The sequence below is a fragment of the Comamonas testosteroni genome, from assembly GCF_000761245.1.
GTDB lineage: Bacteria > Pseudomonadota > Gammaproteobacteria > Burkholderiales > Burkholderiaceae_C > Comamonas > Comamonas testosteroni_C.
In genome coordinates, this window is the sequence record NZ_AWOR01000046.1 from 329,018 (window position 1) to 344,242 (window position 15,225).

The window sequence follows — 15,225 nt, forward strand, 5'->3', positions numbered from 1 at the left end:
CGTATCAAAAACAGCGGGTTCAGGCCTTCAGATCGGCATTTTTTTCGAGAACTTCAGTCGGAAATGTCCTAAACCTTGGTCGTGAGCAAGTTTGTTGCGCAAAAAAGCCGGTACGCCATGGGCGGTACCGGCTTTTGCACCTCTGTCAGCTATCAGGCAGCGACGGCTTGTGCTTGCTCGATCTGAGCCTTGGCAGCTTCCAAGGCGGCGGCCTTGGCGTCGGGGCCCATGGCCACGCCTTCAGCACGAACAATGGTCACGTCGGTCACGCCCATGAAGCCGAAGATCACCTTCAGATAGCTTTCCTGGTGCTCCATGGCCTGGCCCGCATCGCTGGTGGAGTAGGCGCCGCCGCGAGCGGAAGCGACGATGACCTTCTTGTCGCCGGCCAGACCCACAGGGCCGGTAGCGGTGTACTTGAACGTACGGCCAGCCTGGGCGATGCGATCCAGCCAGGCTTTGAGCTGCGTGGGAATGGTGAAGTTGTAGAAGGGGGCGCCCACGACGATCACATCAGCGGCCAGGAACTGGCTGACCAGCGCTTCGGAGACAGCGTTTTCCTGGCGTTCGATTTCGGTGGCAGCGGCCTGGCCGGTGCGAAAACCCAGGGATTGTGCGCTCAGGTGGCTGGGGGCGCTCACGGCCAGATCCAGGTAGTCCACCTTGGCTTCAGGGTTGTTCTGCTTGAGGCTGGCAACGATATCGGCTGTCAGTGCGCGGGTCACGGAATTGGAGCCAGTGATGGAAGAGTCGATGTGCAGGATTTGCATATTGGTATCTATACCTCTAAAAATGAGTCAGAAAACACTTCTTGCCTAGCCCCGATGCTGCGTTGCGGCAAAACAGTGATTGGTTTTGAATTGCAATGGGATAGATTGTAGATTTGTTTAGATTCGCCAATAAGTCTGCAAAAATGCGATAGATCGTTCCAAATATCAATTCAATCGATTCCAAGGAAATGTGCATGGTGGATCTCAACGACATGCTGTACTTCGTCGAGGTGGTCGAGCGCGGCGGCTTTGCTGCTGCCGGGCGGGCGCTGGGCATCCCCAAGTCGCGTCTCTCGCGCCGTGTTGCCGAACTCGAGGCACACCTCGGAGTGCGCTTGCTGCAGCGCACCACCCGCAAGCTGTCTCTGACGCAGGTCGGCGAGACCTTTTTGCGCCATGGCCAGGCCATGCGCGATGCCGCACTGGCTGCGTCGGATGCCGTGGCCGAAGTCCAGACCGAGCCACGCGGCACCATTCGTGTGACCTGTCCAGTGACTCTGGCGCAGACGGTGCTGGGTGAGCTGATGCCTGAGTTTCTCGAGCGCTGTCCGCTGGTGCAGGTGGAGATGCAGGTTACCAACCGCCCAGTCAATCTGGTCGAGGAGGGTGTGGATGTCGCGTTGCGCGTGCGCGCCACTTTGGAGGACAGCGGCTCCATGGTCGTCAAGCGACTCGACAGCTCACGCCAGATTCTGGTGGCCAGCCCCGATCTGCTGCAGCGCCAGGGCACTCCCAGGTCGCTGGAAGACTTGCAGCTGCTCGACAGCATGGCGATGGCGGCAGTCGACGGCCATTCCAGCCTGCTGCTTGTCGGGCCCGAAGGCAAGGAGCATCGGCTGCAGTTGCAGCCGCGCTATGTGGTCGACGATTTGCTGACGCTGAAGTTTGCTGCCCTGGCCGGCAGCGGCATGTGCTGGCTGCCTGACTATATGTGTCAGGACGAATTGACCAGGGGCACTCTGGTGCAGTTGCTGCCGCAATGGGCGCCTCCGCGCGGCATTGTGCATGCGGTGTTCCCCTCGCGGCGTGGGTTGGCGCCGGCAGTCCGGCATTTTCTGGACTTTCTCGGTGAGCGCATGCCGGGCAGCAGCATCTCTGCCGCGCAGAAGGCTGCATCTGCCTCGGCGCTGCATTAGCTTCTGCCCATAAGATAACAACAAAACATTCGTTGGGATTTGGACAGGCCCTGCCCACAATGACTGCCTTGTTATCAGATCAGGAGCACGCTGGGCTTTTTCCTCTGGCCCGGCTGGTGCTCCGAGATTACAGGAGGCAGCATGACATCCCCATTTCGCATCGTGATCGTGCCAGGCTGGCGCAACTCCGGCCCCGGTCATTGGCAAAGCCTGTGGGCAGAGCAGCTGGAAGGAGCAGTGCGCGTACAGCAGCAGGACTGGCTGGTGCCGCACCGCGATGCCTGGGTGACGGAGCTCGAAAGAGTCTTGCTCTCCGATGAGCGTCCTGCCGTCATCGTGGCTCACAGCCTGGGCTGCATCACGACCGCGCATCTGGGCGAGGCTGCCGCAGCGCGCGTTCATGGCGCCTTGCTGGTGGCTCCTGCCGACCCTGAGCGTCGTGCCCAGTTGGCGGACTTCGCTCCCGTGCCCTATGCGCCGCTGCCCTATCGCAGCGTGCTGGTGGCCAGCAGCAATGATCCGTTTTGCCCCATTCGCCGTGCGGGCGCTTATGCCAGGGCCTGGGGCAGCGAGCTGGTGCGTTTGCAGAACGCCGGACATATCAATATCGAGTCGGGCTTTGGTGCCTGGCCGCTGGGGCTGGCACTGCTGCAGTCGCTGACCGAGCAGGGCGGCTGGAATGCCCGGGCCTCTGAGCGGCCCTTGCAGTCAGCTGCACTTGCGGCTTGAAATCCTTGGTCAGGTTCCCGGTCATGCTTTACTTTTGATAGCTGCAAGCGCTTACTGATAAAGCGCTTTCAGCTATTTTTGTGTTGGCTTTGCGTGCTGTTTTATTCTTTATATTAAATTTCGGAAAAACAAAGAAAAATATATTCTTTTGAGTTTTAAGGAGTCGTTCGCACAATGTGTACATCTATACACATTGCTCAAGAAAAGGCAGCGAACCATGCATTCCGTGAAGCTCAAGACATTGTTGGCATCCATCGCACTGGCAGCAGCAGGCGCTGCCTCTGCGCAAACTCAGCTGCTCAATGTCTCCTATGACGTGGCCCGCGAGTTCTACAAGGATTACAACGCTGCCTTTATCGCCCATTACAAGAAGACCAAGGGCGTGGACATCAAGGTGGATCAGTCCCATGGCGGCTCCAGTGCCCAGGCCCGCGCTGTCAATGACGGTCTGGCTGCCGATGTGGTGACCTTCAACACGACCACCGATGTGGATTTCCTGGCCCAGAACGGCGTGGTCGCCAAGGACTGGAACAAGAAGTTCCCGCATGATGCTTCGCCCACTACATCGACCATGCTGTTCCTGGTGCGCAACGGCAACCCCAAGAACATCAAGGACTGGTCCGATCTGGTGCGTCCCGACGTGAAGGTCGTGGTGGTCAACCCCAAGACCGGCGGCAATGGTCGCTACGCCTATCTGGCCGCCTGGGGCTCGGTGCGTGAAAAGGGCGGCACCGATGCGCAAGCGGCCGAATTCGTGCAAAAGCTCTACAAGAACGTGCCCGTGCTGGGCAAGGGCGGCCGCGATGCGACCAGCATCTTCTTGCAGCGCAACATCGGCGATGTGCTGATCACCTTCGAATCCGAAGTCGTGTCCGTGGACCGTGAGTTCGGCCAGGGCAAGGTCGACGCCGTCTACCCCTCGGTGAGCATCGTGGCCGAGAACCCCGTGGCCGTGGTCGAGCGCACCGTGGCCAAGAAGGGAACGACACAGCTGGCCACCGACTATCTGCAGTGGCTGTACTCTGACGAAGCCCAGGAAATCGCCGCCAAGCATGCGATTCGTCCGCGCTCCGAAGCGGTGCTGAAGAAGCACGCCGACCAGTTCAAGCCCATCAAGCAGTTCACCGTGGCCAAGTACTTCGGCTCGCTGAGCGAAGCGCAGAAGGTGCACTTCAATGATGGCGGCCAGTTCGACAAGCTGTATACCCCCGGTAAGTAACCGGCTCCCCCTGGGCCGCTTTGCGGCTTCCTCCTCTCTCGCTGCGCGGGAGAGGACAACAACCTCGCTGCGGGACGGCCCTTGCTCGATGTTTTTGAGCTGGGCCGTGCTTGATTGACCTTCAGTGAAATCCATCCCTCCCGTTTCGTCTTTGAATATGTCCTCTGCTGCTCTAGCCCCCCGCAAGGCGCGTAGTGCCAAGCGAGTGTTGCCCGGTTTCGGGTTGACGCTGGGCTACACCATTTTTTATCTGAGCATCATCGTGCTCATCCCGCTGGTGGCCCTGCTGTCCGCCAGTTTTACTCTGACCTGGGGTCAGTTCTGGGCGGCAGTCTCGGCACCGGCCGTGGTGGCGTCTTACGAGCTGTCCTTCACCATGTCCTTTATCGCGGCCTGCGTGAACGTGGTGTTCGGCATGCTGATTGCCTGGGTGCTGGTGCGCTACCAGTTCCCCGGCAAGAAGGTGGTGGACGCGCTGGTCGATCTGCCGTTTGCGCTGCCCACCGCCGTGGCCGGCATCTCGCTGTCGGCGCTGTATGCGGGTAACGGCTGGATCGGGCAGTACTTCGAGTCGCTGGGCATCCAGATGGCCTACAACCCCAAGGGCATCGCGATTGCGCTGATTTTCATTGGCCTGCCGTTTGTGGTGCGTACCGTGCAACCGGTGCTCGAAGACTTCGAGAAAGAGCTGGAAGAGGCCGCGACCAGCCTGGGCGCATCGCGCTGGCAGATTTTCTACAAGGTCATCCTGCCGCATATCGGCCCGGCGCTGCTGACCGGCTTTGCCATGGCTTTTGCGCGCGCCGTGGGTGAATATGGCTCGGTGATCTTCATTGCCGGCAATATTCCCATGGTCTCGGAAATCACTCCGCTGATCATCATGGCCAAGCTGGACCAACATGATGTGGCCGGTGCCACGGCCGTGGCCGTGGTCATGCTGCTGATCTCTTTTGTATTGCTGCTGCTGATCAACGCACTGCAGGCATGGCAGCGCAAGGCGCAGGGAGGCCGCTGAGATGTCTTCGATTCACGCAGCCATTCAAGCGCTGTTCCCCAATCTGCTGCCCATCTGGGCACACCTCATCACCATCGTCGCGATTGCCCTGGTCGTGCTGGTCGCGCTTTACAAGATCACGGCCCCGCCCAAGAGCGCCAAGCTGGAGAAGATGACCACGACCGAGCCGCGCTGGGTGCGCTGGGTTCTGACCACGGTGGCCCTGCTGTTCATGCTGGTGTTCCTGATCCTGCCGCTGTTGTCCGTCTTCGGCGAGGCGCTGCGCAAGGGCTGGGATGTCTACGTCACGGCGCTGGGTGAGCCCGATGCGATCTCTTCCATCAAGCTCACGCTGATCACGGCGCTGATTGCCGTGCCCTTGAATCTGGTCTTCGGTGTGGCGGCAGCGTGGTGTATTGCCAAGTACGAGTTCAAGGGCAAGGCATTTTTGACGACCTTGATCGACCTGCCATTCTCCATCTCGCCCGTGGTCGCGGGTCTGATGTATGTGCTGGTCTTTGGTGCCAATGGCTGGCTGGGCCCTTGGCTGGCCGAGCATGAGATCCAGATCATCTTTGCCGTGCCCGGCATCGTGCTGGCCACCGTGTTCGTGACCTTCCCCTTCATCGCCCGTGAACTGATTCCGCTGATGCAGGCCCAGGGCAGTGACGAGGAGCAGGCCGCCATCGTGCTCGGTGCCTCGGGCTGGCAGACCTTCTGGAATGTCACCCTGCCCAATATCAAATGGGGTCTGGTCTATGGCGTGATTCTGTGCAATGCGCGCGCCATGGGCGAGTTCGGCGCCGTGTCCGTGGTTTCCGGCCATATCCGGGGCCAGACCAACACCATGCCTTTGCATGTGGAAGTGCTGTATGCCGACTATCAGGCGGCTGCCGCCTTTGCCGTGGCATCGCTGCTGGCGCTGCTGGCGCTGGTGACGCTGGTCATCAAGTCCCTCGCCGAATGGCGTGCCGAGCAGCAGGCCAAGGCCGCTGCCGAAACACCGCCCGAGCGTCCAGGCCAGATCAGCCTCGCAACGAACCAAACCGCCAAGGCAGCCTGAGCTGCCGGGGTCAGAACAAGAGATTCATCATGAGTATCGAAATTCGTAATGTCAGCAAGCAGTTCGGCGATTTTCAGGCCCTGCGCGATGTGAGTCTGGATATCAAATCGGGCGAGCTGATCGCCTTGCTCGGCCCCTCGGGCTGCGGCAAGACCACGCTGCTGCGCATCATCGCGGGTCTGGAGACGGCCGATGTGGGCAGCATCCACTTCAGCGGCGAAGACACGACCGATGTGCATGTGCGCGACCGCAACGTGGGCTTTGTGTTCCAGCACTATGCGCTGTTCCGCCACATGACGGTGTTCGAGAACGTGGCCTTCGGCCTGCGTGTCAAGCCGCGCAAGGAGCGTCCCAGCGAGGCAGTGATCAAGGAAAAGGTCATGAAGCTGCTCAAGCTGGTGCAGCTGGACTGGATTGCCGAGCGCTACCCCTCGCAGCTCTCGGGCGGCCAGCGCCAGCGTATCGCACTGGCCCGAGCCCTGGCCGTCGAGCCCAAGGTGCTGCTGCTTGACGAGCCCTTTGGTGCGCTGGACGCCAAGGTGCGCAAGGAGCTGCGCCGCTGGTTGCGTCAGCTGCACGATGAGCTGCATGTGACTTCCATCTTCGTGACCCACGACCAGGAAGAGGCCCTGGAGGTGGCGGATCGTGTGGTGGTCATCAACCAGGGCAAGATCGAGCAGGAAGGCACGCCCCAGCAGGTCTGGGACAACCCGGCCACGCCGTTTGTCTATGGCTTCCTGGGCGATGTCAACCTGTTCAAGGGTCGCGCCAGCGACGGCCGGGTCTATCTGGACGAGGGCATGCAGCTCGACAGCAGCGATGCGCGCGGTGCCAAGGACAGCCAGGCTTTTGCCTATGTGCGACCTCATGACCTGGAGGTGGAGCGCTATTCCCCGGGCCAGAATCTCGATGCCCAGGGTCGCCCCACAGGCATCGTGGCCCAGCTTTCGCGCGCCATTGTGGTCGGTCCCATCGCCAGGCTGGAACTTATTCCCTCCGAGACCACACCAAATGCCAGCCATGCCGGGGAAGACGGGTTGATCGAAGCCCAGATTCCCGCACAGCAGTTCAAGGACATGGGCTTGCGCGAAGGTGAAACCCTGGTGGTGACGCCGCGCCGTGCCAAGGTGTTCCTGGATGAGGCGGCTGGGATTTGATACCCCTGAGGCGCTAAGCGCCTTCACCCTCTCTCGCTTTGTGGGAGGGTGACGACACCCTTGGTGCGCGGCAGCGCTTCCTAGGTGTCTCCTGCGAAAGGAATCGTGCAGGTACGGGGGGCGCTATCCTTGCCTCAGGCATGATCCGTTAATTTCGCAGAAAGAGAATGATGCTTCAATGGTTTGAAACCGCGCCGCGGCGCATCCTGGCGCTCATCAGCGTTGCCTGTGTGGCCATGCTGGCGTTTGGCCTTTACCTGCAGCATGTGGTGGGCCTGGAGCCTTGTCCCATGTGCATTGTGCAGCGCTATGCACTTATTTTGGTAGCTATCTTCACAGGCCTTGCAAGCCTTAGAGGTCAAAAAGGCTGGTGGATGAGCTTCGGCGTTCTGGCTCTGCTGAGCAGCGGTTTCGGCGCGTTTGTGGCAGCACGCCAGAGCTGGTTGCAGTGGTATCCCCCCGAGTTTGCGACCTGCGGCCGTGACTTCTACGGAATGATCGAACACTACTCTTTCAGCCGCTCCATTCCCATGATCTTCCAGGGCTCGGGTGACTGTGCGGCGATTGACTGGACCCTGTTGGGCGGCTCGATTGCCAACTGGTCGTTTGTCTGCTTTGTGGCGTTTTTCGTGATTTTGGCGGTACTGCTGTTCAAGGGCGCGAAGCGCTGAATCTTGTTGATGGCAATGCCATAAAAAAACCCGGCAAGCGCAAGCTGTCGGGTTTTTTTGACGCTTATCAAACGCTTGCCACCGCTGTCAGTCAAGCGTTCGCAGCTATGGCTGCGGCATCACAGGCTTTCCACGCTTTCGCCTACAAATGTCGGCCCCTGGCTGCCCGGCACCCAGCCCGGATAGGTTTCCATGACTTCGGCAAACAGGGCCGAGTCGATCCAGCGCTGCAGCCAATGCTGCAGATGAGGCCAAGGCTGCTCGTTCCACTGCGCTTCGTCGATGCGCGCGTACTGGCGCACAAAGGGGCGTAGTGCCATATCGGCCAGGCTGGGGTTCAGGCCGAACAGATAGCCGGTTTCCTCGAGTTGATCGTTCAGGGCCGACAGCCAGGTCAGCGCATCGGCCTGGGCCTGGTTCACGGCCTCTGCGTCGTGGCGCTCGGGGTATTTGCAGCGGTCAAGAGCCTGTTTGAAGAAGCCGTCATTGCGCTCGATCAGAGCCAGCATGTCCTCCAGGCTGCCATGCGTGGGTTGCAGCCAGCCATCGGGGTCGTTGCTGCGCAGCGCATGCAGCATCACCTCCAGACTCTGATCAATGACTTTTCCGTCCTGCAGTACCAGCACGGGCACCGTGCCCTTGGGCGATGCGTCGAGCAGCGCCTGTGGCTTGTTGCGCAGATTGATTTCACGCAGTTGGCAAGCCAGGCCCGCATGGGCCAGCGCCAGACGGGCGCGAATGGCATAGGGGCAGCGGCGGAAGGAGTACAGGACGGGCAGGGTGGCGGCGGCAGTCAAGGCAGGTGTCTGAAGAGATGAATAAAACCAAAGCGCCATGGCGCTTGCTGGGCGTGTACTGTACCTGTTGCTCTGAAGCCATGCAGACCTGTGCGGCTTAGATGCGGTGGAGTGCTCACGGATTGATAGCTTGAAACTCTTGATGCGAAAAGGTTCTATCCATTGCAGAGCGCTTGCTTCAGTCGGTTTGCAGCTGGGTCATCAGCCACTGTCTGAAGGTCTGCAAGGCGGAGCTGGCCTGACGTGACTTGAGATAGGTCAGCCAGTAGGCGCCGGTGTCGACCTCATGGGCAAAAGGGCGCACCAGCCGACCCTGTTGCAGCATGTGCTCGAACATGCGTGCGGGCAGCAAGGCAACGCCTGCGCCTTGAGCGGCGGCCTCGGCCAGCGTCAGCGAGGAGTCGAACATGGCTCCGCGCGCCAGCGGGGCAGCCTGGTCAAGGCCGGCAAACCAGCCTTCCCATTCCTGGGTGCGATAAGAGCGCAGCAGGGTTTGCCGGGCCAGGTCGGCAGGTTCGCGCAGCTGTTGCGCCAGCATGGGGGGGCACATGGGAGAGAGCGGCGCGCGCAGCAGCATCTGCGCGTGCGTGCCATGCCAGGCACCGTCGCCAAAGCGCACGGCTGCGTCCAGACCTTCGCCGGCCAGATCCACGCGATTGTTATTGGTCAGCAGCCTGAGGTCTATATAGGGATGTAACTGCTGGAACTGGCTCAGCCTGGGGATCAGCCAGCCGATGGCAAAAGTGCCAACCACGCCCACGGTCAGAATTTCGCGTGGTCGTGGCTCAGCCACCTGCTGCAGCGATTGTTCTATGCGCTCGAAGCTCTGTGCCACCACTGGCCACAAAGCCTGGCCTTCGTCGGTCAGGGCCAAGCCGCGCGGCAGGCGGCGAAACAAAGGTTTGCCCAAGCGCTCTTCGAGATTGCGGATGTGCTGGCTGACAGCGGCCTGCGTCACATGCAGCTCCTGAGCTGCGCGGGTCAGGCTCAGGTGACGGGCGGCCGCATCAAACATGCGCAAGGCGTTCAGTGGTAGCTGCATATCTCAACCAAGATGCAAGTTTTTCTAATGGATCGTGTCAATTATTACTGCTGGTTCGTAAGAATCTACCGATTTATGCTTCAAACCATGGCAGTTAACCAAAAGAGGATCTTATGCAACGACGCAGCATGCTGACAACAGGACTGGCCTTGGGTCTGGGAGCCTGGGGACTGAGCGGCTGTGCTTTTATCTCCAAGCAGCAAGCCGCAGCAGCGAGAACATTGAGCGACGAGTTGGCGGTGCTGGAAATTCAGGCCCAGGGCCGATTCGGCCTGTATGTGCTGGATACCGTCAGCGGTGCCGAGGCAGGCTGGCGTGGCGATGAGCGCTTTCCCATGTGCAGCACCTTCAAGACCTTGTTGGCCGCACGCATGCTGTATCTGGCGCAGCGAGATGAAATTCGTCTGTGGCGCAAGCTCTATTACTCTCCTTCCGAAGTCGTGGCGTGGTCGCCGATCTCCGAAAAGCGCGCGGGTGCCAATGGCGGCATGACGGTGCAGGAGTTGTGTGAAGCGATGGTGCTTGTCAGCGACAACACGGCGGCCAATGTGCTGCTGGAGGCCAGCGGCGGGCCGGCGGCGCTGACGCAATGGCTGCGCGAACTGGGTGACGGCACCACCAGGCTGGACCGCAACGAACCTTCGCTGAACACGGCGCTGGCCGGCGATGAACGAGACACCACGACGCCGCAGGCCATGTTGCAAAGCCTGCAGAAGTTGCTGCTGGGCGATGTGCTGGAGGGCTATGCCCGCGCCCTGTTGCAGCAATGGCTGGTGGACAGCCGTACCGGCGACAAGCGCGTGCGCGCCGGCATGCCCGGCGACTGGACAGTGGGCGGCAAGACCGGCAGCGGCGAGAGGGGCACGGCCTGCGACACCCTTATCGTCTGGCCTACCGCACAATCTGCGCCGCTGCTGGTGACGGCGTATCTGACCGGCAGCCAGCTCGATGGGGCAGGGCGCGAAGCCGTGTTGGCCAGGGCTGGCGAAGCGGTCAAGCGCTGGTATTACGCGATCTGAAGTAGCGGCGGTGATTTCGATCGTGGGCAAGGATCTTGCATGCCTGCAGGCTTGGGGGAAGCGCTGTTACAGGAGCCCAGCCGTTCACTCGATTGCGGTCCGCAGGACGCTCTGCGGGCTTGCCTTTCAGGCCTGAGGTTTGTTGCCTGCCGGGACATGGGGGCCGGCCAATCACAAGTCCTGCCTGAACCTTGCGCTTGAACTTGGGTATGCCAGGCAGCAGTTGTTGCGCCTGAATGGCTGACCGCAGGAGATGACCCGGGGCAGAGCTCACCCAGCTGTGGCAGCGATGCAGACACAAGCTCAAAGCCGTCGCGACGCCGGCTCTGCATCGATGTGACGAGGCTTTGAGATTTGTCAATAAATGAGATTGATTCTCATTTTCTGGTAGAGTCTGCGCTTTCCCGCTTCGTAGCTGCATGTTTTGCGGCCGATTCCAGAGCCTGGGCGACATGCCTTGCAAGAGGTCGAGGTGTACCCGTGGTTGCGCACTATTACGCAGAACTCGTCAGTTTCTTTGCTCGCTCGCTCAATAGCCGGGATGCGGCTGCGGATGTCGTGCAGGAAAGCTATACCCGCGTCTTTGCCATGCAGTCGCGAGAGCTTGCGGTACGGGATTTGCGAGCACTGCTGTTTCGTACTGGCAAGAACATCGTAATTGACGATGCGCGCCGCCGCGCTGCAGAAGCCCGCGTGCTGGAGACCCTGGCGGTGGTGGGGGGCGACGAGGTGCCCTCGGTCGAGCGTCAAGTGCAAGGGCGACAGCAACTGGTCTTGCTGTCACGGCGCCTGCAAGCCATGCCGCGCAAGCGCCGCGAGGTGTTTGTGCTGGTGCGCATCTATGGCTTCAGCCATGCCGAGGCTGCAGCGCATATGAATATCAGCGAAGCAGCCATTGAAAAGCATGTGGTGCGCGCCGTGTGTGATTGCATGGGGCTGACCTCATGAGTGCCGACGTTTCCTTCGGCATGCCGGATCGCAAGCGGCTGGAGCATGCCTTGTTGCTGATTGCGCGCCAGCATGGCGCAAGTCCTGAAGCGGCGCAGGCTGCGACCGAGGCGCTGGCGCGCTGGCGTGCCAGGGAGCCGGCGAACGAACAGGCGGCGCAGGCCGCTATGGCAGCTTGGGAAGCGACGCAAGGCAGCGCTTTGCAGGGCGAGGTGCCCTTGCCCGCCACTCATTCGGCGCGTGTGCAGCAGACCCGCCGTCGTGCGCTGTCCGTGCTGGGGGTGGCCGGTGTGGCAGGCCTTGCCGGCATGCTCGGCCGCTGGCATTGGCTGCAGCCTCTGGATCAGATGGCGCTGCATACAGGCCATGGCCAGCAACTGAGTCGCCATCTTCCCGACGGCAGCCAGCTTGATCTGGCTCCGGGCACCGATGCATCGGTGCTGCTGTACCGCCAGCGTCGCGAGGTTCATCTGCAGCAGGGCGAAATCCGGCTCAACGTGGCCCATGACGCAGAGCGTCCCCTCGAGGTGCACACGGCCCTGGGCCGCATACGTGTGCTGGGCACGGTTTTCTCTGTGGCTCTACGGCCCGCCGGCCTGCAAGTCAGCGTCGCCCAGGGGCGTGTGGCAGTGTGGAAGCAGGGCAGCACGGCCGATCAGCCCCCCGACGCACTCCTGACTGCAGGCCAGGGCTTGCGCCTGAATGCAGACGGCCAGCTTGCCCCTTACTCCCTGAACGCGGCGGATGTGGGCGCCTGGCGCGAAGGCTGGCTGGTGTTTGACCATACGCCGCTGACCGAGGTCGTGGCGCGCTGGAATGACTACCTGGCTCAGCCAATGGTGCTGGACGATGCAGCCTCTTTGCAATCACTGCGATTGACCGGCAGTTTCAAGCTGCGCGAGCCCGCCATCTTCATCGCCAGCCTGCCGCGCTCCCTACCGGTGCGAGTGCAGTCGCTGCCCGATGGCAGAGTCGCCATCCACCGGCGCTGATGGCTGGAATTGCCGGCTGAAAATTTTTGTCCGGCACAAGCCGTTTCATGCGTCTTCACTGTGAAAGCACTTTGACAAGCAATTCACAGGATGCATTTGATGAAAAGAAATCACTCTCATTTTTTTTCCGTTCAGAGGGAGGGAATGGCTGCAGGTTCGCATTGCGGCGGTCTGCGCGCAGTGGCTCTGGCCAGTGCCATGGCTTGTCTTGCATGGTCAGCTCTGGCGGTGTTGCCGACGGCTCATGCCCAGACCGCCAGCAGCCAGATGGCCATGTCCACATCGCGCAGCCTGAGCCTGCCTGCGCAGCCCCTGGGACAGGCATTGAATGCACTGGCCCGCACCTGGGGGGTGTCGGTTTCGGTCGATGCTGCCTTGGTGGAAGGCCGCACGGTGCCGGCGCTGCAAGGCGTTCAGACCTTGAACGAGGCGCTGACCAAGGCGCTGGCGGGGAGCGGGCTGGAGGCTGTGCCTGTCGGGTCTGCCATCACCGTGCGCCGCCACAGCAGCCAGACCGGCATGCTGGGCGAAGTGACGGTGACGGCCCAGGCCCAGCGCGAAGCCACGGAGGGCAGTGGCTCGTATGCCGCCTCGCATGTGTCCCTGGGCAAAGGGCAGGACATCCGCGAGACACCGCAGTCGATCTCGGTGGTGACGCGCCAGCGCATTGAAGATCAAGCCATGAGCAATGTGGGGGAGGTGATGCAGCAGACCACCGGCGTGACGGTGGACTATGGCGGTGCGGGAGGGTTGGGCGGTGCGGCCACCAAGTTTCTGTCGCGTGGCTTCGAGATCAGCAATGTGCAGATCGACGGAGCCAGCGTGGACGCTTTCAGCCAGCAGCTGTTCGATCCCAATCTGGCCATGTATGACAGCGTGCAGGTGGTGCGCGGCGCCAACGGCCTGTTCAGCGGCAATGGGGAGCCTGGCGGTGCCATCAATCTGGTGCGCAAGCGTCCCACGGCGCAACAGCAGATTCTGGGCTCGGCGGGCGTTGGCAGCTGGAGTCGCAAACAGGTCGAGCTGGATGTTGCAGGGCCATTGAATGAAGCAGGGAGCCTGCGTGGTCGTGCCGTGCTCGCGCATTCGGACAAGAACTTTTTCTATCGCGGAGCGGATTCGCAAAACAGCTTGCTCTACGGCATTCTGGAGGCCGATGTGACAAGCTCCACGCGTGTGAGTCTGGGAGCCAGCTACGACAAGCTCAAGGCCACACCCTGGCGCGAAGGCCTGCCGCGTGCCGCCAATGGCGACGATCTGAAGCTGTCCCGCAAAACCGCGCTGATGGCGGGCTGGAGCCACTACGACAAGAGCGCCAAGGAGGTCTTTGCGCAGCTCGACCAGCAACTGACGGGGGACTGGAAGCTCAAGGCCCAGCTCAATTATCAGAAGGTGGATAGCGATGCGCGGCTGGCCAGCCTCAGCGGAGCCGTTGACCCTGCAACAGGTCTTGGCGCCAACTGGACCGGCTTTTCCAACGACTTTCGTTCTGAGAAAAAAAGCCTGGATGTGCATGCCAGCGGCCCATTCTCGCTGTTCGGTCGCAAGCACCGCTTGCTGCTCGGCGCGGACTGGAGCAAGGTCCGTGACGATCAGGACACCTATTACTCCGAGATGGATACGCCGCTGTCTCTGACCAATGTCTATGAGTTCGATCCCGGCAGAATTCCCCCTGCGGTACGCGAACGCATGACGCGCAGCTATCCCGGCTATGGTGCCACGCAAAAAGGCTTTTATGGTCGTGCCAACCTGAGCCTGACGGATCAGCTCACCGCCATTGTCGGAGGACGTTATGCCAGCTACTCCTATGACACGCCATACATCAACTACAACGCCGATGGCAGTGTTCGGGCCAGCGGTCGCGAGTACTACAGCGAAAGCGGCATCTTCACCCCCTATGCGGGTCTGGTGTATGACTTGGGCAACCAGTGGACGGCCTATGGCAGCGTGACCGAGATCCACAAGTCGCAGGCCAATATGCTGGCCGGGCCGGCACCGGGGGCTGCGCTGGACCCGATCAAGGGCCGCAGCTTCGAGCTGGGCATGAAGGGGGAACTCGCCGATGGCAAGCTCAATACTGCGCTGGCCCTTTACCGTATCGAGCGCAAGGGGCAGGCGGTGCGTGATCCGCGATATCCGGAAACGGATGTGGGCAATCTGGGCCTGAGCTGCTGCTATGTCGCGCAAGGCAAGATCATCAGCCAGGGTGTGGACATGGAAGTGACCGGTCAGCTGGCGCAGGGCTGGCAGCTGTTTGCCGGCTATACCTACAACCACAATCGCAACAAGACCGACCCGTCGCAACTGGTCTATAGCTCCATCACACCCAAGCACCTGTTCAAGCTGTGGAGCACGTATCAGTTGCAGGGCCAGCTCTCGCCATGGACGTTGGGCGGTGGCGTGACGCTGCAAAGCGCCACCTATGTCAGCGGCACCGCCAACAGCTACAACCCGGCATCGGGCCAATACGATGGCGATGCCGTTCCCTTCCGCTTCACTCAGGCCGGCTATGCAGTCTGGGGCGCCAGCGTGCAATACCGCATCAATCGCAACTGGTCGGCTGCACTCAATGTGCACAATCTGTTCGACAAGACTTACTACAAGACGGTTGGGACCTCGGGCAGCGGCAACTGGTATGGCGAGCCGCGCAGTGTCCTGCTGACCTTGCGTGGTGCATTCTGAGCGGGC

Annotated in this window: 14 protein-coding genes; 11 read left to right on the forward strand and 3 right to left on the reverse strand. The window is 61.1% G+C overall.

Annotated features, from left to right (window positions below; translation table 11 throughout):
* Positions 1–152: 152 nt before the first annotated feature.
* On the reverse strand, positions 153–770 hold the full coding sequence (locus P353_RS12845; RefSeq protein ID WP_034369776.1) for an FMN-dependent NADH-azoreductase: 618 nt from the start codon (positions 768–770) through the stop codon (positions 153–155).
* A gap of 194 nt (positions 771–964) precedes the next feature.
* On the opposite strand from P353_RS12845, the gene P353_RS12850 reads away from it, so the two are divergent.
* The 7 genes from P353_RS12850 to P353_RS12880 all read left to right on the forward strand — a co-directional run bounded on the left by P353_RS12850 (position 965) and on the right by P353_RS12880 (position 7,739).
* Positions 965–1,906: a LysR family transcriptional regulator gene (locus P353_RS12850; RefSeq protein ID WP_034370008.1), complete on the forward strand. Its 942-nt coding sequence runs from the start codon at positions 965–967 to the stop codon at positions 1,904–1,906.
* Positions 1,907–2,047: 141 nt separating this feature from the next.
* The gene (locus tag P353_RS12855; RefSeq protein WP_034369778.1) at positions 2,048–2,635 is read left to right on the forward strand and encodes an RBBP9/YdeN family alpha/beta hydrolase; all 588 of its coding nucleotides are present in this window, start codon (positions 2,048–2,050) and stop codon (positions 2,633–2,635) included.
* A 217-nt stretch (positions 2,636–2,852) separates the two neighbouring features.
* On the forward strand, positions 2,853–3,854 hold the full coding sequence (locus P353_RS12860; RefSeq protein WP_034369780.1) for a sulfate ABC transporter substrate-binding protein: 1,002 nt from the start codon (positions 2,853–2,855) through the stop codon (positions 3,852–3,854).
* Positions 3,855–4,011: 157 nt separating this feature from the next.
* Complete coding sequence (gene cysT, locus P353_RS12865; RefSeq protein WP_034369782.1) at positions 4,012–4,869, forward strand: sulfate ABC transporter permease subunit CysT; 858 nt, start codon at positions 4,012–4,014, stop codon at positions 4,867–4,869.
* Between the two features lies 1 nt (position 4,870).
* Positions 4,871–5,911 (forward strand): sulfate ABC transporter permease subunit CysW, encoded by a 1,041-nt coding sequence (cysW, locus tag P353_RS12870; RefSeq protein ID WP_034369784.1) that lies wholly within the window; start codon positions 4,871–4,873, stop codon positions 5,909–5,911.
* A 29-nt stretch (positions 5,912–5,940) separates the two neighbouring features.
* A complete protein-coding gene (locus tag P353_RS12875; RefSeq protein WP_034369785.1) occupies positions 5,941–7,068 on the forward strand; it encodes a sulfate/molybdate ABC transporter ATP-binding protein in 1,128 nt (375 codons plus the stop codon).
* Between the two features lie 170 nt (positions 7,069–7,238).
* Entirely contained in the window at positions 7,239–7,739 is a 501-nt protein-coding gene (locus P353_RS12880) for a disulfide bond formation protein B (protein WP_034370011.1), read from the forward strand.
* A 119-nt stretch (positions 7,740–7,858) separates the two neighbouring features.
* On the opposite strand, the gene P353_RS12885 is transcribed toward P353_RS12880, so the two are convergent.
* Positions 7,859–8,575, reverse strand: coding sequence for a glutathione S-transferase (locus P353_RS12885; RefSeq protein ID WP_052084842.1), 717 nt, complete (start codon positions 8,573–8,575; stop codon positions 7,859–7,861).
* 139 nt (positions 8,576–8,714) lie between these two features.
* Positions 8,715–9,578 carry a LysR family transcriptional regulator gene (locus tag P353_RS12890; protein ID WP_034369789.1) on the reverse strand — a complete coding sequence of 288 codons (864 nt, stop codon included), beginning with the start codon at positions 9,576–9,578 and terminating at the stop codon, positions 8,715–8,717.
* 113 nt (positions 9,579–9,691) lie between these two features.
* On the opposite strand from P353_RS12890, the gene bla reads away from it, so the two are divergent.
* The 4 genes from bla to P353_RS12910 all read left to right on the forward strand — a co-directional run bounded on the left by bla (position 9,692) and on the right by P353_RS12910 (position 15,219).
* Positions 9,692–10,597 carry a class A beta-lactamase gene (gene bla / locus P353_RS12895; RefSeq protein ID WP_034369791.1) on the forward strand — a complete coding sequence of 302 codons (906 nt, stop codon included), beginning with the start codon at positions 9,692–9,694 and terminating at the stop codon, positions 10,595–10,597.
* A 480-nt stretch (positions 10,598–11,077) separates the two neighbouring features.
* Positions 11,078–11,545 carry a sigma-70 family RNA polymerase sigma factor gene (locus P353_RS12900; RefSeq protein WP_034369793.1) on the forward strand — a complete coding sequence of 156 codons (468 nt, stop codon included), beginning with the start codon at positions 11,078–11,080 and terminating at the stop codon, positions 11,543–11,545.
* Positions 11,542–12,537, forward strand: coding sequence for a FecR family protein (locus P353_RS12905; RefSeq protein ID WP_034369795.1), 996 nt, complete (start codon positions 11,542–11,544; stop codon positions 12,535–12,537). Before P353_RS12900 ends, P353_RS12905 begins: the two co-directional genes overlap by 4 nt.
* 144 nt (positions 12,538–12,681) lie before the next feature.
* Positions 12,682–15,219, forward strand: a complete 2,538-nt coding sequence (locus P353_RS12910) for a TonB-dependent siderophore receptor (RefSeq protein ID WP_052084843.1) — start codon at positions 12,682–12,684, stop codon at positions 15,217–15,219.
* Positions 15,220–15,225 lie beyond the last annotated feature (6 nt).

Bases quoted from the DNA above. Each gene is read 5' to 3' on its own strand.
- P353_RS12845 (WP_034369776.1), bottom strand. From the start codon at position 770: ATGCAAATCCTGCACATCGACTCTTCCATCACTGGCTCCAATTCCGTG.
- P353_RS12850 (WP_034370008.1), top strand. From the start codon at position 965: ATGGTGGATCTCAACGACATGCTGTACTTCGTCGAGGTGGTCGAGCGC.
- P353_RS12855 (WP_034369778.1), top strand. From the start codon at position 2,048: ATGACATCCCCATTTCGCATCGTGATCGTGCCAGGCTGGCGCAACTCC.
- P353_RS12860 (WP_034369780.1), top strand. From the start codon at position 2,853: ATGCATTCCGTGAAGCTCAAGACATTGTTGGCATCCATCGCACTGGCA.
- cysT (WP_034369782.1), top strand. From the start codon at position 4,012: ATGTCCTCTGCTGCTCTAGCCCCCCGCAAGGCGCGTAGTGCCAAGCGA.
- cysW (WP_034369784.1), top strand. From the start codon at position 4,871: ATGTCTTCGATTCACGCAGCCATTCAAGCGCTGTTCCCCAATCTGCTG.
- P353_RS12875 (WP_034369785.1), top strand. From the start codon at position 5,941: ATGAGTATCGAAATTCGTAATGTCAGCAAGCAGTTCGGCGATTTTCAG.
- P353_RS12880 (WP_034370011.1), top strand. From the start codon at position 7,239: ATGCTTCAATGGTTTGAAACCGCGCCGCGGCGCATCCTGGCGCTCATC.
- P353_RS12885 (WP_052084842.1), bottom strand. From the start codon at position 8,575: ATGGCGCTTTGGTTTTATTCATCTCTTCAGACACCTGCCTTGACTGCC.
- P353_RS12890 (WP_034369789.1), bottom strand. From the start codon at position 9,578: ATGCAGCTACCACTGAACGCCTTGCGCATGTTTGATGCGGCCGCCCGT.
- bla (WP_034369791.1), top strand. From the start codon at position 9,692: ATGCAACGACGCAGCATGCTGACAACAGGACTGGCCTTGGGTCTGGGA.
- P353_RS12905 (WP_034369795.1), top strand. From the start codon at position 11,542: ATGAGTGCCGACGTTTCCTTCGGCATGCCGGATCGCAAGCGGCTGGAG.
- P353_RS12910 (WP_052084843.1), top strand. From the start codon at position 12,682: ATGGCTGCAGGTTCGCATTGCGGCGGTCTGCGCGCAGTGGCTCTGGCC.